Source organism: Ruegeria sp. BI7 (assembly GCF_056537925.1).
In genome coordinates this window covers 946,119-964,787 of the sequence record NZ_JBQFSK010000001.1, presented here as the reverse complement: position 1 = coordinate 964,787, position 18,669 = coordinate 946,119, and the positions used below count along the sequence as shown (strand labels likewise).

Sequence of the window (18,669 nt, the reverse complement as noted above, 5' to 3'; positions counted from 1 at the left end):
GTCCAGACGTGCTGTTCAGTGAGTGAAAGCGGTCGCCCCGGACCACGGGCGACCATGCTCAAATCAGGCCCCAACCGCCATCCGCGTTTCGTCAACACTGTTGCTTTGCGGATCACGCAGGACATAGCCCCTGCCCCAAACTGTCTCGATGTAATTTTCACCACTGGTGGCGTTGCTGAGTTTCTTACGCAGCTTGCAGATGAAAACGTCGATGATTTTCAGCTCGGGCTCGTCCATGCCGCCATAAAGATGGTTCAGGAACATCTCTTTGGTCAGCGTGGTGCCCTTACGTAGGCTCAGCAGCTCAAGCATCTGATATTCCTTACCGGTCAGATGAACTGCCTTGCCTTCCACTTCGACCGTTTTGGCATCAAGGTTCACAGCCACACGCCCGGTCTGGATGATGGATTGCGAATGCCCTTTTGAGCGGCGGATGATGGCATGGATTCGGGCCACCAACTCCTCTCGATGGAAGGGCTTGGTCATATAATCGTCGGCACCGAAGCCAAAACCTTTGATTTTGCTTTCCGTGTCGTCTGCGCCTGACAGGATCAGGATCGGTGTTTCCACCCGAGCGATGCGCAATTGACGCAGGACTTCATGCCCATTCATGTCCGGCAAATTCAAGTCCAGCAGGATCAGATCGTAGTCATAAAGCTTTGCAAGATCGATACCTTCCTCACCCAAATCCGTTGCATAGACGTTGAGGTTTGCGTGTGTCAGCATCAATTCAATGCTTTTGGACGTAGTCGGATCATCCTCGACAAGAAGTATACGCATTTACTGCTCCAATTCGGGTCAATTTACCAATTCAAACTGAGCCTGCTCAAAAATGGTTAATCTGACGTTACCGTTGAATTGTTTATTTCCTTTCATCCTTAGGTTGTCGATATTTTTTTAACGCGGTCACCTTTAAAGCGTCTGTGCCGTGTTCTGCGACGGCCGTAACCCATGCGTTAAATTCCTCATCACTGAGGCCGTATCGCTTCTTGGCGTCTGACAGTGTGATCAGCCCATAAACCACCCCCCGCACGACGATTGCCTTGCGCGATGCGACCCAGCGTGTCGTATCCTTTGGCGGCAGATCGGTGCGCGATAAAACCGTTCCATCCGGTAGGGTTATGGATCTTGGACCCTCAACTTTGTGCAAAAACATTTTATGACCCTCTTCGTGCTGCGACAAAGCTGACACCACCCTACTTAATGCTGAGTGAAACCGCCCCTTGAGAGTGTGTAGAATTTTCCTATATTCTGCCGGTCTTTCTTAACCCGCACTGGAATCACCATGGCCCTCGCTGCCGAGACCCAACTCAATTCGCTTGGCTTTGCCAAACCGCCCTCGGAAACGCGGGTGGTTGTTGCCATGTCCGGTGGCGTAGACAGCTCTGTCGTGGCGGCCCATCTGGCCGACCAGGGCTATGACGTGGTTGGCGTAACGCTTCAGCTTTACGATCATGGGGCGGCGCTGGCCAAAAAAGGTGCCTGCTGTGCCGGGATCGATATCCATGACGCACGCCGTGTGGCCGAGGAACGCGGCTTTCCCCACTATGTTCTGGATTACGAGAACATCTTCAAAGACGCGGTGATCGACGAGTTTGCTGACAGCTATCTGGCAGGTGCTACTCCGGTGCCCTGCATCCGCTGCAACGAAAGGGTCAAATTCAAGGATTTGCTGGAGACCGCCAAGGATCTTGAGGCCGACTGCATGGCCACCGGTCACTATATCCAACGCAAAATGGGTCCCAATGGGCCAGAGTTGCATAGCGCCGAGGACGCGAACCGGGACCAATCCTATTTCCTGTTTTCGACCACGCCAGAGCAGTTGGATTTCCTGCGCTTCCCTCTGGGTCACCTGCCCTCGAAGGACGCCACCCGCGAGATGGCCGCGCAATACGGGCTGGCCGTGGCAGACAAGCCGGACAGTCAGGACATCTGCTTCGTGCCCAACGGCAATTATGCCAGCGTCATCGAAAAACTGCGCCCCGGTGCGGCAGAACCCGGTGAGATCGTGCATGCGGACGGTCGCGTTCTGGCGCAACATAACGGCGTGATCCACTATACCATCGGACAACGCCGCGGTCTGGGCATCGGTGGCCTTAGCGAGCCATTATATGTCGTAAAACTGGACGTGGATGCGAAACAAGTCGTTGTTGGCCCCAAAGAGATGCTGGCCACCCGAACCATTCCTGTGCGTGAAATCAACTGGCTTGGGGATGAACCCTTCACTTCACGAGATGAATGGCATGTTCTGGTCAAGGTCCGCTCGACCCGCCCCCCGCGCGAGGCGATCGTAAGACCTTTGTCCAATACCACGGCCGAGGTCGAGCTGTTGACGCCCGAAGAAGGTGTCTCACCCGGTCAGGCCTGTGTGTTTTACGCGTCGGAAGGCAGCCGTATCTTTGGCGGCGGCTGGATCTGGCGCGGGTACTAAATCGCGTCCGTCCACGAGTTGCTAAGGATATAGAGCCCGGCGCAAATCATCACATAGGGAACCAGTCGTTCCAACCGCCGGGCCAGCGTGCCGCTCATGAACGGCGCTTTGGCCCCTAACAGCGCAACGGTTGCCAGACCAAGTGCCGCCAACACGGCCCCGATAACACCAGCCGTTCTGAACGTGGGGGCCGAGTCGGCCAGCAGAGGCGCAAGGACGGCAAACGTATCCATCGACAGGCTGATGAACAGCAGCGTGACCATGATCACCGACGCCCCGGCATCCAGATTTGCGTGCGTTTCAGTCTCGGTTCCCCGCCTTTGCCGGATCAAGGCTAAGATGCCCAAACTCAGAGGTATCAGACCCAGATACCCGGACCAGTGCGGCACGACATCCTCAACCCCCAACGCCAGCAAGAGCGCTGCGCTGATCACGACCCCCTGCGCAAGCAGAAAGCCAAAGACCGCGCGTTTGGCCCCCGACACCAGCGATAGCGCCAGCAGCGCCGCCAGATTGTCCAGATTGGTCAGAATCTGAGCCATAAAGGCGGAAAGTCCGAACAGCACGAAATCCAGCATTACGGAGTCATCCGATCAAGAACGGCTTGGGCGGCCCTCAAACCGGGGGCCTCACCTCCGCGCCCCAGACGTTCCATCGTGAGGGTCATGGCATCGCGCTGCGCATCGGGGGCAGACGCGACCCGTTTCAACGCCTCCGCTATCTGTTCAGGCTGGCAATCATCCAGCAAACACTCGGGGACTGTTCGGGTCTCGGACACCAGATTGACTAGCGTTACAGTATCCAGCTTGACCATCCGCTTGGCAATCAGAGTGGTCAGCCAGTTCAGATTATACGCTATCACCATAGGCGTCGATTGCGCGGCCAGTTCCAACGAAACCGTCCCCGAAGCGGCGAGTGACAACTCTGCCGCCGCAAACGCGACCCGCTTTTGTGCTTGTGCCTGATCCGAAGGCATCTCGCGCGGATCGACGACAACAGGGTTTCCGGGCCAGCTTTGCATATGCTCGGTGACGGTATCCACCATATGCGCAACCGCGGGCACCACAATACGTGCGCACGGCCGTTCATTCAGATAAAGGCGCAGCGCCTCACCAAAGATCGGAGCCAGACGCTCAATCTCGCCTCCACGCGAACCAGGAAGCGCCAGTATGATCGGTGCGTCGCCCAGATCGTAGGTCGCGCGAAAATCCTGGATATCCTGATCCGAAGCTATCGGTTCGCTGGCCACCGGATGACCAACGAAATCACACTCCATCCCCGCACGTTCCATATAGGGCGGTTCAAATGGTAACAACGCCAGAACATGGTCGATCACCTTGGCCATCTTGTCCGCGCGCCCGGGGCGCCATGCCCAGACACTGGGGGCGACGTAATGCACCGTTCTGATATCACTCTGCGCTTTTACCTGCTTGGCGACGCGCAGTGAAAAATCCGGGCTGTCGATGGTAATCAATACATCGGGCTGCGTATCCAGAACGGCCTGAGCGGTCTCAGAAATCCGGCGTTTCAGGTGGAAGAACTTGGGCAAAACCTCAACCAGCCCCATCACCGACAGTTCAGCCATTGGAAAGCGGCTGTCCAAACCCTGTGCCTGCATCAGCGGTCCGCCAACGCCATCGAACTGGATATCGGGTACGAGACTGCGCAATCCTTCCATCAAGGCGCCGCCCAAACGGTCGCCCGAAGGTTCACCGGCGACCAGGAAGACGCGCATCAGATCGCCCGCTCACGCACATACAGAAACAGGCCCAGACGGTTGCATTCGTCGATCACACGATCCTGTTGCAACACGATCACGCCACCTTTTTCGATGACAATACCCGCCAGCCCAGCTGCCACCGCACCAGAAACGGTCCCAGGGCCAATGGTCGGCAAGTCAGCACGTCGGTCCTGATCGGGTTTCGGCGCTTTGAACAAAACGCCACCCCCCGCATCCGGTCTTTGGGTCAAGGATTGCAGCATCCAATCTGTGCCGTAGATGCTTTCGACCGCAAGCGCCTGCCCTTTGGACACCGCACAAGCCTGACCGATATCCGCAGCTCCCATGGCCCGCAGAATACCCGCTGCCCTGTCTGCATCGGACAGTTCAGCCTCGGATGGCTGCGTTTCGGTAAGGCAACCTAGTTCCGGCAGTAACGCCGGGGCAATTTCGTGAGCGGCACGAACGGTCAGTCCAGAGTTTTCGAATATGCCGATCACGGCGCGCAATGCCCCGTCATCCCCGGACATCATCGCCTGTTGCAGTACTGGAACCAGAGGCATCGTGGCCGCATCAATCCGCGATGGATCGATAGCGGGACGGCGCACCGCGCCAGCCATGCAGATCTGGGTCACGCCGCGCGCTTTCAAATCTGCAAGGAAGCTTCCCAGCTGTTCCAATGGAAAGACGATATCCGCGATCAGAGCGTCAGGCGTAAAACCTTCCATCGCGCAGATCAGCGGACGGTCGGAAAGACGGGCAACCACTTCGCCCGGCAATGCGCCTGTTCCAGCAATCAATGCCAGCATTAGTTTATTTCCTCGGTGTCAGGAACGAGCGATCCGATTGCCCGGTCACGAAATCCACGATCCGCTGCACATATTCGCTTTCGTTGTCCACACCTACCCGGTGCGCGCGTTCCATGAACGTTCCATCGCCGGTCGACAATTCGCGGAACGCAGCACGCAGGGCCGAGATATCCTCGCGCGAGACACCGCGCCGTTTCAAGCCAACCAGGTTCAGTCCGTCTAACTCACCCCGAGGCGCCTGAACCAGGCCATATGGGATCACGTCATTGGGCACCATAGTCAGTGCGCCGATGATCGCGCCACGGCCCACGCGCACCCATTGATGCAGGCCGGAAATTCCGCCCACGATCACATCATCCTCGATGACACAATGACCTGCCGCGCCGGAATGGTTCACCATGATCACACGATCTCCGATCTGAACGTCATGCGCCACGTGCACACCTGCCATCAAAAGACAATCGTCGCCGATCCGGGTCACACCGCCGCCGCCCTCGGTTCCGGTATTCACCGTCACATGTTCACGAATGCGGTTACGCTTGCCGATCTCAAGCCGTGTATCCTCACCCCCGAATTTCAGGTCCTGCGGAATTTCTCCGATCACCGAGAAATTGAAGATCACGGTCTCATCACCGATCTGGGTTTCGCCGGTCACGACGACATGGGACTTCAATTCGACCCGGTCGCCCAGCTTAACCTGACTGCCGACAAAGCAGAATGGTCCGATGGAGCAGCCTTCACCGATCTGCGCACCGTCTTCGATGATTGCGCTTGGGTGGATGCCGCTCATGTTGTCTTTTCCATGTCCCAGTCGACATAGGCCGAAAATTCGGCTTCGGCTGCGACTTCGCCATCAACCGTCGCCTGGCCGCTGAACTTGAAGATCTTGCCACCCTTCTTACCGCGCACGGTATCCACGTGCATTTCAAGCACATCGCCAGGGATCACTTTGCGGCGGAATTTGCACTTGTCGATGTTCATGAAATAGATCAGCAATTCACTGTCGATCACGTCCATACCGACGCCCAGCATCACACCTGCAGTTTGCGCCATCGCTTCAACAATGGTCACGCCGGGCATGATCGGCGTTCCGGGAAAATGGCCCTGAAAATGTGGTTCGTTCATTGTGACATTTTTGATGCCAACGGCCGATTGATAACCCGAGATATCAACCACCTTGTCGACCAGCAGAAACGGATAGCGGTGCGGCAAAATCCGTTGGATCAACTGGATGTCGGCGCTTTTGGTTTCCGTGCTCATGGTGTTGTAGTCCCATTCTGGATTTCTGTTTGCGGCGTGGTTAGCAATACCGCGCCCTAAGGGCAAGCAAACCTATTCACCGGCCCCATTTTCAGCGGCGCTGCCGTCGCCGATCTCCGCATTGATCCGCGCAATGGCGGCATCGGTGATATCGGTTCGATCCGAACTGAGGAAAACGCTGGATCGTTCAATAATGATCGAAGCGCCGGATTCGCGTAGCAGGTCAATCAAAACCGGCCGTGCAAGTTCCAGAAACATCTGCCGAGCCTCTTCACTGCGTCGTGCCAACACGTCCAGTTTTGCGCGCTGCCCCTCCCGATGCGACTGAACCTTTTCGTCAAAGGCATCAGCCAGGGGGCGAAATTCTTCGGCCGTCATGGTCGCACGCTGTTCCGTCAGAACCTTTTCCTCGCGGCTCAGCTCGGCCACGATCCGTTCGTTTTCTTCCCCTAAAAGAACGCCTTCGGCCTCGATCTCTCGCAGGACACGTTGACCAAAGGCAGATTCAGCAAACAAACGCTCGCTGGACAACGTCACCACACTGCTTTGCGGAACCCCCAATTGTTGGGCCGCTACTGACTCCGAAAAGACAAGGGTCAGAAATACACACAGGGCCCATAAAGGGCCCTGCAGATTCATGAACACAGTTTTCAACATTCAGGATCAGAACCGAGCCTGAACCGTCAGGTCGAAATTCTGCTCTTTGTCAAAGTCTTCCTTTTTCAACGCTTTCGAGAAGTTGAAGCGCAGCGGACCAAACGGAGTTTCCCACAGAACCGACACACCAAGTACGTGGCGGATAGAACCGTCTTCACCTACGATATCGGCTCCGGCCGTGTTGACGTCGTTAAGGTTGTACAGGTTACCAAAGTCATAGAACACGCCACCACGCAGGCCGAATTCTTCAGGCAGACCCAGTGGAAAGTCCGATTCCAGACGCGCAACCCAATAGTAATTGCCCCCGATTGCATCATCCTGACCATTGGACAAGTCGCGTGGACCAAGACCCGCGGGCTCGAACCCGCGAAAGACACTGGGCCCCAACAAAAAGCGGTCGAGCGTGCGGCTGAAATCATCACCACGCCAGTGCAACGCACCGACTTCCATCGTGGCCCGCAAAACAACTTCTTCGTTCCAAACGCGAGTTTGTGCAATACCGCGAGCCGTGGTCTTGAAGAACTCGTTGTCACCGCCCAGACCCGCGGCATCGATACCGGCCTCAAACAGGACGCCAGCATTCGGATTCAATCCTCCAACTCGGCTGTCGTAGACATAGGAAAGACCCAGTGAGCTGGTCGTACGCTCACCCTGAGCAATTTCCGAAGCAATGACCGCACCGTTGATCTCATCGTCCTGCTGGGTCATTTCGCTGTTTTCCCAAGTATAGCGCAGGCGCAAAGCCGACAGTTCGCCGATCGCGTAGCTCAACTGAGGTCGGAAAAACAAAGTTTCAGTGTCGTAGCTGGCAAAGCTTGAGTTGGTCGTAGAAAGACCCAAACCCAAGTCGAACCGCAGTTTACGCCCTAACAGGTAAGGTTCCGTGAAGTTCAATATGTACTGCTCAGAGTCCTGTGCGGTTGACAAAGTAAGGCCAACCGTTTGCCCGCGTCCCAGGAAGTTAGATTCCTGAAGCCCAATCGCTACCCCGAAACCATCAGACACCGAGTAGCTACCACCCAAGCTCAGCGAGCCTGTCGGTTGTTCCTCGACATCAACATCCACAATCACTTGGCTGGGCGAAGACCCTTCGCGCGGTTCGACATCGGCCGCAGCAAAGAAACCCAAGGCCCGGATACGTTCGGCGGCCTGACGGATCTCACGCGGGTTAAAGGGGTCGCCTTCCACCGTATCGAATTGACGGCGGATCACACGGTCAAGCGTGGTTGTGTTGCCTTCAATATCGATCCGCTCTACAAAAATCCTTGGGCCTTTGGTCAGAACAAACTGTACATCCAGCGTCAGGTCACGTGCGTTGCGCGTCACGCGCGGCTCCACACGCAGGAAATCGACGCCCTGCTTGATGCCGAGACGTTCCATCCGCGCAATCGAGTTTTCAATCAGCATCGGAGTGTAAGTCACTCCCGGTCGAATTTTCAGTGCATCCTGATACGGAGCAGGATCCACACCCGGAATTTCGCTGACAGTGCTGATCTGCCCAAATGAGAATTTTTGACCTTCGGTGATGTTCATCACCAAGAAGAAAGCGTCGCGCTCGCGAGTGAATTCCACATTTGCGCTGTTCACGCGGAAATCGACATAACCACGCGACAAATAGAAATCCCGAATGACCTGTTTGTCGAATTCGATCCGGTCAGCAATGAAAGTATCGCTGCTGACAAACGTCCGTAGGATATTCGCCTGTTTCGATTCCAGAACCCTGCGCAGGCGCCGGTCAGAATAAGCTCGGTTGCCGACAAAACTCACACGCTCGACTTCGATCGTGGTCCCTTCTGCGACCTCGAATACCAGATCGACACGGTTGTCACTGCGGCGAATGATGCGGGGAATGACCGTTGCAGACACCCGTCCCTGAGACGAGTAGATCTCGGCGATCAGGTCGGCGTCAGCCTCCGCGACTTGCGGTGTAAAGACGCGGCGTGGCTCTGATGAGATTGCTTCAAGCAGCACGTCATCTTTTACGCGGCTGTTACCTTCAACGCTGATCTGATTGATTGTCGGATATTCTTCAACTTCGATCACCAGCGTGCTGCCACGCGGCGTCAATTCGACTGTCTCAAAAACACCACTGTCAAGCAAACGCTGATAGGCATCGTTCAATTCGCCCGCTGTGACCGACTGGCCCGGCTCGATTCCTGTACGTTCAATAATGGTGGAGGTTTCGATACGTCGGTTGCCTTCGACATCAAACGAATTAAAGACGAAATTTTGCGCCCACGCGGCCTGTGGAAACGGTACAAAACCTACCAATGTAAGAAGGAATAATAACGTTAGTGACCGCCACAAAATCTTGTTTTTCGGCTTCTGCCCACCGCAGGATGTGCCCGCGCCTCGCCTATCAGTCATATTTTTCACTACCCAATATTTTTGGACTTTAAAGCTGATTAGCGAGAATATTTAGCCTTGTCAAAAGACCAAAACAGAAAGCGGCCCGTGGGCCGCCTTGTGTAGTTTCAATAACAGGTCTTAAGAATCACATAGTGATCAAATAGGCCCAACCGCCCATTGCCACGGCAGTCACACCGAAGAACAGCAATGTATCCCAGTTCAACACGAACAAGCACCCAAAGCTTTTGGCGGATTTACGCAGGGCCTTTGTCATAACTACCTCTGACACGGTTTAATTACCGGCTATTAACCTAAGCTGGAATTGAGGCGGAATTGGGGCATTTTCTTGTGATCGATGCCACAATCAGCAGAACAGATCGTTCGTAACCGAAAAGACCATAAGTCCAAGGATCAACGATACGCCAACCCCCATAAGCACGCGCAGTACACCGTCGCTGGGTGGTTTGCCTGCAATAGCCTCATACGCATAGAATACCAGATGGCCCCCATCCAATGCCGGAATGGGAAAAAGGTTCAGCAAGCCTACTGCGGTCGACAGAACGGCAATAAAGAAAATGAAATTCTGAGCACCCTGACTGGCCATAGCGCCCGAAGTTTCCGCAATGCCGATGGGACCGGAAATGTTGCAGGTGCTGATTGCCCCCGTCACCATATGCCAGACGCCCGACAAAGAGCCGTCAACAATGCGAATGGTCTGCTGCACACCGCCGGAAAGAGATGCCAGAAGGCCCGCGGGTTCCGTCGCTGGTTCCAAAGCCATTCCACCCACAATCCCGATGCGCCAATGGGTCACAAAGCCACCTTCCGGCTGCGGCTCATCCGTGCGACGCGGGGCCAGGGCAAATTCAAGCTCGGCCCCGTCGCGCCAAACGTTCAGCAACAGAACCTTGCCGTCCGATCCCTCTACATGTTCTTTGAGCTGCTCAAAGGCAAAGATAGGATCGCCGTTGACGGCCGTGATAACGTCGCCCGACTTCAGATCGATATCCATGGCTGCACTGCGTGGAACGACCTGTTGGATCAGCGCCGGGAACAACCAGGGGCCAGATACATCCAGTGTCTGCCCATCGCGGATCACCGTGTAATCCAACTCCGGTTCAACAGGCAGTGCATCCGTAAAATCAGACCAGGCCCCCTGCTGATCAAAATCAGGAACGGGAAGACCCGCAATTGCGACGATTTCATCCCCGTCCTGCAATTCCTGCACCGAACCAGGCAACGAGCGCAATTCGCCGACTGTAAAAGGGTCGCGCGTAACGCCCTGAGACATAAAAATCAGGCCAAACACCACAATGGACATAGCAAAGTTGAACACCGGCCCTGCGGCAACAGTGGCTGCCCGCGCCCACAAGGGCGCGCCGTGCATGGTGCGGCGCAGCTCTTCGGGGGTTTGCTCGGTGATTTCCTGCATCGCGCCTTCGTCCTTGCCGGATGCGGCGTTGGCATCCCCAAGGAATTTGACATACCCGCCGAAAGGCAAGGCTGCGATCTGCCAACGTGTTCCGCGTTTGTCGATACGGCTCCACAATACCGGGCCAAACCCGACCGAGAACACCTCGGCATGGATGCCGGACCAACGCCCGACGATATAATGGCCGTATTCATGTACCGCGACGATGACGGACAAGGCGATCACAAAGGCAACGATGGTATAAAGCAAGTTGCCGAATTGAGGGATCAGAGAGAGTACGTCCAAGTTTCTATCCTGCTTTCTGCATCACGGCTTCTTCTGCCCACTTACGTGCCAGATGGTCCGTTTGCAGTACGTTATCAAGGGTTAAAGAGGCATCAAGAAGGCCGTCTGACGTCTCAAATCTGTCCAATACACTTTCAACGATCTGGGCCATCTCTGGAAAACTGACCCGGCGTGCGATGAACAGGTCCAGCGCCCGCTCTTTCGCGGCGTTGAACACCGCACCTGACAGACCGCCGCGTTGCATCACGTTACGGGCGAGGCGCAGCGCTGGATAGCGGGTCTCGTCCGGGTCCTGAAAGCGCAACTGACCCAGTTTCGCCAGGTTCAGACGTTCGACCGGTAGCTTGCGCCGATCCGGCCAGTGCAGCGCATAGCCAATTGCATGGCGCATATCCGGTGCGCCCATATGAGCCATGACCGCGCCGTCATTGAACCCAACCAGCGAATGCACGATGGATTCGGGATGCACCAACACTTCGATCTGATCAGGGGAAACACCAAAGAATTCCCGCGTTTCGATCACTTCGAGTGCTTTATTGAACATCGAAGCGCTATCTATGGTGATCCGCTGACCCATATCCCAGTTCGGATGGCTCGAGGCTTGCTCGACCGTGGCATTGACCAGATCGCTCAACGGCCAATCGCGGAACGCGCCACCGCTGGCGGTGATAATGATCCGTTCAACTGCATCCATATCCTCGCCCGCCAGCGCCTGAAACACGGCAGAGTGTTCGCTGTCCACCGGCAAAAGTCGGGCATTGTGTTTTCGCGCCGTTTCCAACACCAACGGTCCGGCACAAACGAGCGTTTCCTTGTTTGCCAGGGCTAGGGTCGCACCTTGTTTCAATGCCTCAAGACCCGGTGGCAATCCGGCCGCACCGACGATGGCTGACATAACCCAATCCGCTGGCCTCGCTGCCGCGTCGGTCAGCGCAGCCTGTCCGGCCGCAGCCTCGACACCGCTGCCGGATAGTGCAGCACGCAGGTCCTCGAGCTGATCCTCATGCGCGGTCACGGCCAAATCAGCCTGCAGTCGGCGTGCATCGTCGGCCAGCTTTTCGATATTTGCACCGCCGGTCAATGCCACCACGTCATAGGCCGACGGATTCCGGTCAATCAGGTCGATTGTGTTCTGTCCGACCGATCCGGTCGCGCCGAAAATGGAAACTCTGCGCATTACATGCCCCCGGGGGAGTAAATCATTCCCGCGATCAGAACGAACAAGGCCGCCCCCATCATCCCGTCAAACCGGTCGAGAAATCCGCCATGTCCCGGGATCAGGTTCGAACTGTCCTTGACCCCGAATTTCCGTTTGGTCGCACTTTCGACGATATCTCCGGCTTGACTGGCCATCGAGGCCAAAACCGAAATCACAACAAACATGAACCCAAATCCGGCATAGATCGCAAAAACAGCCCCCACGATGGCTGCTGCGGCCCAGCCTCCGGCAGTGCCCGACCATGTTTTCTTGGGGCTGACCTTGGGCCAGAACTTAGGGCCCCCAAAGGTTTTGCCAACAAAATACCCAGCTACATCCGTCGCTACGACCACCGAAATCAGCCAAACCATCCAGCCAAAACCCATCGTCTCGCGGATAGAGATGAAGCCCAGACCAGATGCCGCAATCCAGACGGCAAATAGCGCATAAATCGTTTTCGAACGACCGACCTGCCCCGCCCCAACCAAAGCCGGAGCCACCAGAACCGGAAGCTTAAAAAGCGGCGGCACGTGGTAGCTGATCAAGACGGCCACTCCGGTCAGAATGCCAAGCTGAACGCGCACGCCGACCTTGTCCGGGTCGATCATCCGCACCAGCTCCCAGGTCATCAAACCGCAGGCAATTGCGATGAATGCTTCGAACCAAAGGCCGCCCAGCCAAACCTCGACCGAACCGATGGCAATTAAAACGGCTGCGGACAGAATCCGGGCGCTTAGGTCAGACCATCGGCCGTCGCTCATACCCGCACTGCCCCAAACCGGCGCTCGCGAGAGCCAAAGTTGCGGCACAGCCGTTCCAGCTCGGCCGCTGTGAAATCCGGCCAGAGCGTGTCGATGAATTCATATTCGGAATAGGCCGATTGCCACAGCAGGAAATTCGATATCCGCGCCTCACCACTGGTCCGGATAACCAGATCGGGATCAGGAAGAACATGCGTGTCCAGATACTTGGGCAGAGTTTCTTCATCAACTTCTTCGGGGCGCAACCGTCCTTCGGCTACGTCCAGCGCAAGACGTTTGGTGGCCCGCGCAACCTCATCCCGACCGCCGTAATTCAGGGCGACCGTCAGGTGTACCAGATCGTTGTTCTTGGTTTCTTCTTCCAGCGCGTCCATCAAGGCGATCAGCTTGGCGTCCAATCGAACGCGATCCCCAATGAACCGAACCCGGATACCATTTTCCTTCAGAGTCCGGGTTTCTTTGATGATGTAGCGCCGAAATAGGCTCATCAGCCCGGCAACCTCAGCCTGCGTGCGTTTCCAATTCTCAGTCGAAAAGGCAAAAACCGTCAGGTATTTGATTCCAAGTTCCGGGCAGGCCTCAACCACCTCGCGCACGCGCCGCGCCCCGGCGTGGTGTCCAAACAGCCTTGGCCGACCACGCGCCTGCGCCCAGCGACCATTTCCGTCCATGATAATAGCGACATGGCGCGGCCCAAGCGCGGGCGAAGTATGAGGGGTGTTGAGCATTCCCTGTCTCAGACCTGCATGATCTCGGCCTGCTTGGTCTCAAGCGCGGCGTCTACAGATTTGATCATCTCATCGGTCAGGTCCTGAACCTCGGATTCCCAGAATTTCTGATCATCCTCGGACATACCGTCCGCTTTGGCTTTTTTGACCTGATCCATCCCGTCGCGGCGCACATTCCGGATCGAGACACGGGCGTGTTCAGCATATTGCCCGGCAACTTTGCCCAATTCGCGGCGGCGTTCTTCGTTCAGTTCCGGGATCGGCAGCATGATGATCGTACCGTTCAGCTGCGGATTGATCCCCAGCCCGCTTTCGCGGATCGCCTTTTCGACCTTGCCCACCAGACCCTTGTCCCAGACGTTGACGGTCACCATGCGCGGTTCGGGTACATTCACCGTCCCAACCTGATTGATCGGAGTCATCGAGCCATAGGCATCCACCATCACCGGCTCAAGCATCGAGGCCGACGCCCGCCCGGTCCGAAGCGAGGCGAATTCGGTTCTGAGGTTGGCCATGGCGCCTTCCATGCGCCGTTTCAGATCATCGGTATCCAGTTCGAAATCGTCAGACATGCTGCTCACTCCCCATATTCAGGTGCTGTTTGCATGGCTTCTAAGCCATTGCAATTGGGATGTATAGCAATGATGATGTGGAAATGCGCCATTGACCAGAGGTGTCTTCAGCATTTTTTCGGTTGATAAAATACCAAACAGACCAGCCGACATCCTAGTCGGCGGGTCTGAAGGAAGCTTTTCCGATCAGGCGTTTACGTCAACGACGACGCGGCCTTTGACCTGACCTTTCAGAATATCGGCGCCCAGTTGAGGCAGATCGTTAAGGGTTGCTGGCTGAACCATTGCCTCAAGCTTATCCATCGGCAGATCGGTGGCGATACGTTGCCACGCCCGGACGCGATTTTCATAAGGCTGCATCACGCTGTCGATGCCCAGCAGATTTACGCCGCGCAGAAGGAATGGAATGACCGTCGCAGGCAAAGCAGCACCACCCGCCAACCCCACAGCCGCGACCGAGGCGCCGTATTTCATCTGCCCCAGGACACGCGCCAGCATCTCTCCTCCGACCGCATCCACGCAGCCAGCCCAGCTTTCGCTTTCCAGAGGCCGCTTGGTGGTTTCGTTCAGCTCTTCCCGCGGGACGATTGTGCTGGCCCCCAGAGATTTCAAGTAATCCCCCGCCTCGGGCCGACCGGTAACAGCCGCCACTTCGTAGCCAAGATTGGACAGAATGGCCGTGGCCACAGATCCGACCCCACCTGCGGCCCCGGTTACCAAAACCGGCCCGTGATCGGGTGTCATTCCGTGATCCTCAAGCGCCATCACAGCCAGCATCGCAGTAAATCCGGCCGTGCCTACAGCCATTGCCTGGCGCGCATCCAAGCCATCGGGCAAGGGCACCAACCAATCGGCCAGCGCATTGGCTTTTTGCGAATACCCGCCCCAATGCGCCTCACCCACGCGCCAGCCGGTTAAAACTACCTTGTCACCGGGCTTATAGCGGTCATCTGATGACGCTTCGACGGTCCCGGCATAGTCAATGCCCGGTACATGTGGGTAGTTGCGCACCAGCCCGCCACCCTTTGGCGACGTACACAAACCATCCTTGTAATTCACCGTCGAATACTCGACCGCCACGGTCACGTCACCATTTGGCAAATCATCCAGAGACAACTGCTTGACCGAGGGGCTGGCCAAGCCGCTCTCTTCATCCTTTTCCATCACCAATGCGTTGAACATCCGATTTCCTTTCGTTTTCCTAGCGCCAGGCCGTTCTACGCCTGGCTGAATGAGTTCGGGTGCGCCGTGTAGCGACGAGGGCGACGCCCAAACCCTCCCTTAGATCCAGAAACGCTCCTGCACTGTGGCGCGGCGCATGCCGTCTGGTGTTTCAACCTCGACAATCGTTCCTGCTTCCCAGTGGCTTAATCGCAGCATACCGATTGAGACATTCGTCCCGAAATCCGGGGACCACGCGGCTGAGGTCACCTGCCCCACACGCCTTCCACCTGCGAACACAGACCACGGTCGATCGCAGGGCGGCACTGCGTTGCCCTCAATCGCAATTGGGCGAATCTGCTGTACCGGGCCTTCCTTAGCCACACGCAACAATGCATCCCGACCGATACACCCAATCGCGGTGTGAGTATTGCAGAACTTGCCCAAACCACATTCGTGCGGCGTGTTGTCGTCGGTCATGTCATTGCCATAAGACAGCAAACCACCTTCGATCCGCTCGATCAGGTTGGGACAGCCCGCCCGTACCTGTAGGTCCTCACCCGCCGCAAAAAGGGCGTTCCACAACGGCATGCCTATTTCAGTGCCTTCGACATAGATCTCGAACCCACCCTGTTTCGAATAACCCGACCGAGCCACGGCCAGGTCGCGACCTTCAAAGTCGAACATATCGAATTTAAAAAACCGGATATCCCGCACGCGATCCCCGAAAACGCGCGCCATCAGATCATCCGCCTTGGGCCCCTGAACTGCCAAGGGCGACACGTCGGGTTCATCCACCAGAACATCCAGCCGATACCCGTTGGCGACCCCTTTGACCCAAAAAAGCAGGTCACTGTCGGCAATGGAAATCCACCAACGATCATCGGACAACTTCACCGCCACAGGATCGTTCAGCATCCCACCGGTTTCATCGACGATGGGCACGTAAAAGCACTGCCCCGGCAGCATCCCCCGCAGATCACGCGGCGTCAGCATTTGCATCAATCTGCCCGCGTCCGGGCCGCGCAGCTCAACCTGCCGTTCACAGGAAACATCCCAGACCTGAACGTGGGATTTCAGATGCCTGTAATCTGCCTCGACGTTTTCGAAAACTGTGGGCAATAACATGCGGTTATAGACCGTGTATGCTTTAACTCCCGCAGCCTCGACACCGTCTGAGAAGGGCGTGCGCCGCAACCGGCGGGATAAGGAAATTTGCGGCATTCAAACCTCCTTTGGCATAAACACCAAATCGCTAACAGGTGCGGCTGATCCGGTCTCGGTCAGCATTTGGTGCAATTGCCCGCGATGATGGGTCTGATGGTTGAACATATGGATGACGCATTGTGCGTAAGGCAATGTAACGTCAGCTTCTTTTGCCGCCGAGAACCACGTGAATTCACCAGTCAGAAGGTCCTCTTCAAGCGATCCAGCCCAATTGGAGATGCGGGCGTCGACTGTTTTGCACAGCGGCAACCACTCGGCCAGATCAGCGCACAAAGACACACTTTCCGGGATGCCGCCACCTGGACCATCGCCCTGATCAAAACGCGAAATCCAAATCCAGTTACCCCACAAAAGATGGTTAGCAGTCCCCATGATCGAGCCAAAAAAAGCGCTGCGATCTTTCGCTAACTCCTCGGGCGTCAGGTCTTGAAGAAAAGCGGACAACTGGCTGTTCTGCCATTGATTATACCGCGCCATTTCCTGTGCATAAGCCCCGGTGATCATTATTTTGGTCCATGCCATTCAATCGGGCAAATCTCGGCCGACTTACCGCCGAAATCCCAGACGCGGCCGTAATCACGCACCTTGGATTTGGTTCCACGCGCTACGATGATATCCGGTCCCATCCAGTATTTCGAGTTCGAAACCATCACCGGATGCTCGGGGTCTTTACCCGCTAACATCTCAATCTCGCCCTGAATCTTGCGACCGATTACGATGCGGCGCTTGTTGCCATCGCGTTCGATCTGGACAGGGGCCCGCTCGGCCCCGATGATCTCGCTGACCAGCATAGTGAACAGACCAGTTGTACCGCCCGCCTGCCCGCTGAAGATTTGCAGCAGACCGTTATAGGCCTTGCCGCTAGCGCGTTCATCGACATAAGCCGCGACTTTCCACTGGCCCTCGCCCATGCGACCGGGAATATCGACCAGCAGACCAACGTTCAAACCCGACAGGTCCTCGCCCTCGTAATGGCCTTCATCGATGATGACCCCCATCCACGCGTGGCAATGCCCTTCGGTCGGAGGATGCGCCCCTAGCGATACAACGCAGGGGCAAAACACATCGCACGAGCAGTTGAGGATCAACTCTCCCTTGATGACCCAATCAGTCGGACTCATCTCACGCCGCTTGGGATTTGGCATACGACTGTCGATACGTTGGCTGATAGGCAACCTGTCGGCTTCAGGTTTTCTGTTCTTAGCCATATACTTATCCTCCGAAAATAAAGGGATAGATCAACAGGAGAATTCCCCCTGCAACTAGAGCAAACCCCATTGGTCGCGTCACTGCGTGACCGATCTGAGGCAATTTTTCCAAAACCATGAACAGAGTCGCCAACCCCATCCAAAGCAAGCTCATGACGCCTCCAACGAAACCCAGCGCCATAAAGCCCCAACAACATCCGACGCAAAAGGCACCCAGCCCCAGGCCCATGCGCAACCCGCCTGTGAAACCGGTTTTCCAATGAACTAGAAAATAGGTCATGGGCGCGTGGCAAACTCCGTGGCAGACCTCTTTCGCGCGGGTGAACTGAAAAGCGCCAACTGCGATCATCAAACCACCGGCCACAAAGCTGGATTTGGCGATGCCCAGCATGTCGACAACGCCACCGAACAGTAAAACCAGCTGAACCCCCGTGATCAGCGCCGCGAACCCGACCCAGACGATGAAATACCCCGCCAGAACGCCCAGCCAACCAGCTCGTGTGCCATTTGCGCTGTGGATCAGGTCATCATAGCTGCGCAAGGTCGGCACAAGGGTCGGCAACATCATTGCGGCCATCATGATGGCCCACATCCAGAACAGCGGGCTAAATTCGGCCATCGGCATGTACATATCCATGCGCGGATCCATGGCGGCCATCGCTTGCCCCATTGGGCCGGGGCGCCCGATCCAATCCAGATCCATTCCGCGGCTCATGGTGAACATCATCCACCAGGCCCACAGAATCAGGCTGTAAAACCCAAGCCACAAACCGCTGCGTAGAACTGCGCGACTCATGCGTCCCTCCCGACTCAGTCCTTGCAATTCAAATGTCAGACTTTTAAATGTCAGACAAATAAAATCTTACCAACG

At 56.3% G+C, this 18,669-nt stretch carries 21 protein-coding genes; 1 reads left to right on the top strand and 20 read right to left on the bottom strand.

Features of this window, described 5'->3' with window-relative positions; all coding sequences use genetic code 11:
• Positions 1 to 63: 63 nt before the first annotated feature.
• Together ctrA and sciP are read right to left on the bottom strand one after the other, a co-directional pair.
• Complete coding sequence (ctrA, locus tag ACR0JB_RS04800) at positions 64 to 780, bottom strand: response regulator transcription factor CtrA (RefSeq protein ID WP_170348651.1); 717 nt, start codon at positions 778 to 780, stop codon at positions 64 to 66.
• Between the two features lie 82 nt (positions 781 to 862).
• Entirely contained in the window at positions 863 to 1,156 is a 294-nt protein-coding gene (gene sciP, locus ACR0JB_RS04795; RefSeq protein ID WP_170393992.1) for a CtrA inhibitor SciP, read from the bottom strand.
• Between the two features lie 129 nt (positions 1,157 to 1,285).
• Here sciP and mnmA point away from each other — a divergent pair, with 129 nt between their 5' ends.
• On the top strand, positions 1,286 to 2,431 hold the full coding sequence (gene mnmA / locus ACR0JB_RS04790) for a tRNA 2-thiouridine(34) synthase MnmA (RefSeq protein ID WP_170348649.1): 1,146 nt from the start codon (positions 1,286 to 1,288) through the stop codon (positions 2,429 to 2,431).
• Here mnmA and ACR0JB_RS04785 read toward each other — a convergent pair.
• The 18 genes from ACR0JB_RS04785 to ACR0JB_RS04700 all read right to left on the bottom strand — a co-directional run bounded on the left by ACR0JB_RS04785 (position 2,428) and on the right by ACR0JB_RS04700 (position 18,594).
• Positions 2,428 to 3,009, bottom strand: coding sequence for a cadmium resistance transporter (locus ACR0JB_RS04785; RefSeq protein WP_480789719.1), 582 nt, complete (start codon positions 3,007 to 3,009; stop codon positions 2,428 to 2,430). The two genes, mnmA and ACR0JB_RS04785, sit on opposite strands and share 4 nt — an antisense overlap.
• Positions 3,009 to 4,166 (bottom strand): lipid-A-disaccharide synthase, encoded by a 1,158-nt coding sequence (lpxB, locus tag ACR0JB_RS04780; RefSeq protein ID WP_480789718.1) that lies wholly within the window; start codon positions 4,164 to 4,166, stop codon positions 3,009 to 3,011. The genes ACR0JB_RS04785 and lpxB overlap by 1 nt, the downstream gene beginning before the upstream one ends.
• The gene (locus tag ACR0JB_RS04775; protein ID WP_170348646.1) at positions 4,166 to 4,960 is read right to left on the bottom strand and encodes an LpxI family protein; all 795 of its coding nucleotides are present in this window, start codon (positions 4,958 to 4,960) and stop codon (positions 4,166 to 4,168) included. Before ACR0JB_RS04775 ends, lpxB begins: the two co-directional genes overlap by 1 nt.
• A gap of 4 nt (positions 4,961 to 4,964) precedes the next feature.
• Positions 4,965 to 5,750: an acyl-ACP--UDP-N-acetylglucosamine O-acyltransferase gene (gene lpxA / locus ACR0JB_RS04770; RefSeq protein WP_170375239.1), complete on the bottom strand. Its 786-nt coding sequence runs from the start codon at positions 5,748 to 5,750 to the stop codon at positions 4,965 to 4,967.
• Positions 5,747 to 6,220: a 3-hydroxyacyl-ACP dehydratase FabZ gene (gene fabZ, locus ACR0JB_RS04765; RefSeq protein ID WP_170393982.1), complete on the bottom strand. Its 474-nt coding sequence runs from the start codon at positions 6,218 to 6,220 to the stop codon at positions 5,747 to 5,749. Before fabZ ends, lpxA begins: the two co-directional genes overlap by 4 nt.
• Before the next feature lie 72 nt (positions 6,221 to 6,292).
• Entirely contained in the window at positions 6,293 to 6,757 is a 465-nt protein-coding gene (locus ACR0JB_RS04760; RefSeq protein ID WP_480789717.1) for an OmpH/Skp family outer membrane protein, read from the bottom strand.
• A 126-nt stretch (positions 6,758 to 6,883) separates the two neighbouring features.
• Positions 6,884 to 9,244, bottom strand: a complete 2,361-nt coding sequence (gene bamA, locus ACR0JB_RS04755) for an outer membrane protein assembly factor BamA (RefSeq protein WP_170393979.1) — start codon at positions 9,242 to 9,244, stop codon at positions 6,884 to 6,886.
• A gap of 127 nt (positions 9,245 to 9,371) precedes the next feature.
• On the bottom strand, positions 9,372 to 9,500 hold the full coding sequence (locus ACR0JB_RS04750) for a hypothetical protein (protein ID WP_264187062.1): 129 nt from the start codon (positions 9,498 to 9,500) through the stop codon (positions 9,372 to 9,374).
• Positions 9,501 to 9,590: 90 nt separating this feature from the next.
• A complete protein-coding gene (rseP, locus tag ACR0JB_RS04745; RefSeq protein ID WP_170577553.1) occupies positions 9,591 to 10,943 on the bottom strand; it encodes an RIP metalloprotease RseP in 1,353 nt (450 codons plus the stop codon).
• A gap of 4 nt (positions 10,944 to 10,947) precedes the next feature.
• On the bottom strand, positions 10,948 to 12,120 hold the full coding sequence (gene dxr, locus ACR0JB_RS04740; protein WP_480789716.1) for a 1-deoxy-D-xylulose-5-phosphate reductoisomerase: 1,173 nt from the start codon (positions 12,118 to 12,120) through the stop codon (positions 10,948 to 10,950).
• Complete coding sequence (locus tag ACR0JB_RS04735; RefSeq protein WP_480789715.1) at positions 12,120 to 12,902, bottom strand: phosphatidate cytidylyltransferase; 783 nt, start codon at positions 12,900 to 12,902, stop codon at positions 12,120 to 12,122. The genes dxr and ACR0JB_RS04735 overlap by 1 nt, the downstream gene beginning before the upstream one ends.
• On the bottom strand, positions 12,899 to 13,630 hold the full coding sequence (locus tag ACR0JB_RS04730) for an isoprenyl transferase (protein WP_170577549.1): 732 nt from the start codon (positions 13,628 to 13,630) through the stop codon (positions 12,899 to 12,901). The genes ACR0JB_RS04735 and ACR0JB_RS04730 overlap by 4 nt, the downstream gene beginning before the upstream one ends.
• A gap of 8 nt (positions 13,631 to 13,638) precedes the next feature.
• The gene (gene frr / locus ACR0JB_RS04725) at positions 13,639 to 14,202 is read right to left on the bottom strand and encodes a ribosome recycling factor (protein ID WP_170348638.1); all 564 of its coding nucleotides are present in this window, start codon (positions 14,200 to 14,202) and stop codon (positions 13,639 to 13,641) included.
• 186 nt (positions 14,203 to 14,388) lie between these two features.
• A complete protein-coding gene (gene acuI / locus ACR0JB_RS04720) occupies positions 14,389 to 15,384 on the bottom strand; it encodes an acryloyl-CoA reductase (protein ID WP_170348637.1) in 996 nt (331 codons plus the stop codon).
• Between the two features lie 99 nt (positions 15,385 to 15,483).
• The gene (locus ACR0JB_RS04715) at positions 15,484 to 16,587 is read right to left on the bottom strand and encodes a dimethylsulfoniopropionate demethylase (protein WP_170505210.1); all 1,104 of its coding nucleotides are present in this window, start codon (positions 16,585 to 16,587) and stop codon (positions 15,484 to 15,486) included.
• Positions 16,588 to 17,112, bottom strand: coding sequence for a DinB family protein (locus tag ACR0JB_RS04710; protein WP_254437320.1), 525 nt, complete (start codon positions 17,110 to 17,112; stop codon positions 16,588 to 16,590).
• Positions 17,094 to 17,798: a DUF1326 domain-containing protein gene (locus tag ACR0JB_RS04705; protein ID WP_170393967.1), complete on the bottom strand. Its 705-nt coding sequence runs from the start codon at positions 17,796 to 17,798 to the stop codon at positions 17,094 to 17,096. Before ACR0JB_RS04705 ends, ACR0JB_RS04710 begins: the two co-directional genes overlap by 19 nt.
• Positions 17,799 to 17,802: 4 nt before the next feature.
• The gene (locus tag ACR0JB_RS04700; protein ID WP_170358364.1) at positions 17,803 to 18,594 is read right to left on the bottom strand and encodes a DUF2182 domain-containing protein; all 792 of its coding nucleotides are present in this window, start codon (positions 18,592 to 18,594) and stop codon (positions 17,803 to 17,805) included.
• Positions 18,595 to 18,669: the final 75 nt, after the last annotated feature.

Excerpts from the sequence above, each read along its gene's own strand:
- lpxB (WP_480789718.1), bottom strand. The coding sequence starts at position 4,166 with ATGCGCGTCTTCCTGGTCGCCGGTGAACCTTCGGGCGACCGTTTGGGC.
- sciP (WP_170393992.1), bottom strand. The coding sequence starts at position 1,156 with ATGTTTTTGCACAAAGTTGAGGGTCCAAGATCCATAACCCTACCGGAT.
- ACR0JB_RS04715 (WP_170505210.1), bottom strand. The coding sequence starts at position 16,587 with ATGCCGCAAATTTCCTTATCCCGCCGGTTGCGGCGCACGCCCTTCTCA.
- ACR0JB_RS04750 (WP_264187062.1), bottom strand. The coding sequence starts at position 9,500 with ATGACAAAGGCCCTGCGTAAATCCGCCAAAAGCTTTGGGTGCTTGTTC.
- fabZ (WP_170393982.1), bottom strand. The coding sequence starts at position 6,220 with ATGAGCACGGAAACCAAAAGCGCCGACATCCAGTTGATCCAACGGATT.
- ACR0JB_RS04700 (WP_170358364.1), bottom strand. The coding sequence starts at position 18,594 with ATGAGTCGCGCAGTTCTACGCAGCGGTTTGTGGCTTGGGTTTTACAGC.
- dxr (WP_480789716.1), bottom strand. The coding sequence starts at position 12,120 with ATGCGCAGAGTTTCCATTTTCGGCGCGACCGGATCGGTCGGACAGAAC.
- frr (WP_170348638.1), bottom strand. The coding sequence starts at position 14,202 with ATGTCTGACGATTTCGAACTGGATACCGATGATCTGAAACGGCGCATG.
- bamA (WP_170393979.1), bottom strand. The coding sequence starts at position 9,244 with ATGACTGATAGGCGAGGCGCGGGCACATCCTGCGGTGGGCAGAAGCCG.
- ACR0JB_RS04735 (WP_480789715.1), bottom strand. The coding sequence starts at position 12,902 with ATGAGCGACGGCCGATGGTCTGACCTAAGCGCCCGGATTCTGTCCGCA.
- mnmA (WP_170348649.1), top strand. The coding sequence starts at position 1,286 with ATGGCCCTCGCTGCCGAGACCCAACTCAATTCGCTTGGCTTTGCCAAA.
- ACR0JB_RS04785 (WP_480789719.1), bottom strand. The coding sequence starts at position 3,009 with ATGCTGGATTTCGTGCTGTTCGGACTTTCCGCCTTTATGGCTCAGATT.
- ctrA (WP_170348651.1), bottom strand. The coding sequence starts at position 780 with ATGCGTATACTTCTTGTCGAGGATGATCCGACTACGTCCAAAAGCATT.
- lpxA (WP_170375239.1), bottom strand. The coding sequence starts at position 5,750 with ATGAGCGGCATCCACCCAAGCGCAATCATCGAAGACGGTGCGCAGATC.
- ACR0JB_RS04730 (WP_170577549.1), bottom strand. The coding sequence starts at position 13,630 with ATGCTCAACACCCCTCATACTTCGCCCGCGCTTGGGCCGCGCCATGTC.
- acuI (WP_170348637.1), bottom strand. The coding sequence starts at position 15,384 with ATGTTCAACGCATTGGTGATGGAAAAGGATGAAGAGAGCGGCTTGGCC.
- ACR0JB_RS04710 (WP_254437320.1), bottom strand. The coding sequence starts at position 17,112 with ATGGCATGGACCAAAATAATGATCACCGGGGCTTATGCACAGGAAATG.
- ACR0JB_RS04705 (WP_170393967.1), bottom strand. The coding sequence starts at position 17,798 with ATGGCTAAGAACAGAAAACCTGAAGCCGACAGGTTGCCTATCAGCCAA.
- ACR0JB_RS04775 (WP_170348646.1), bottom strand. The coding sequence starts at position 4,960 with ATGCTGGCATTGATTGCTGGAACAGGCGCATTGCCGGGCGAAGTGGTT.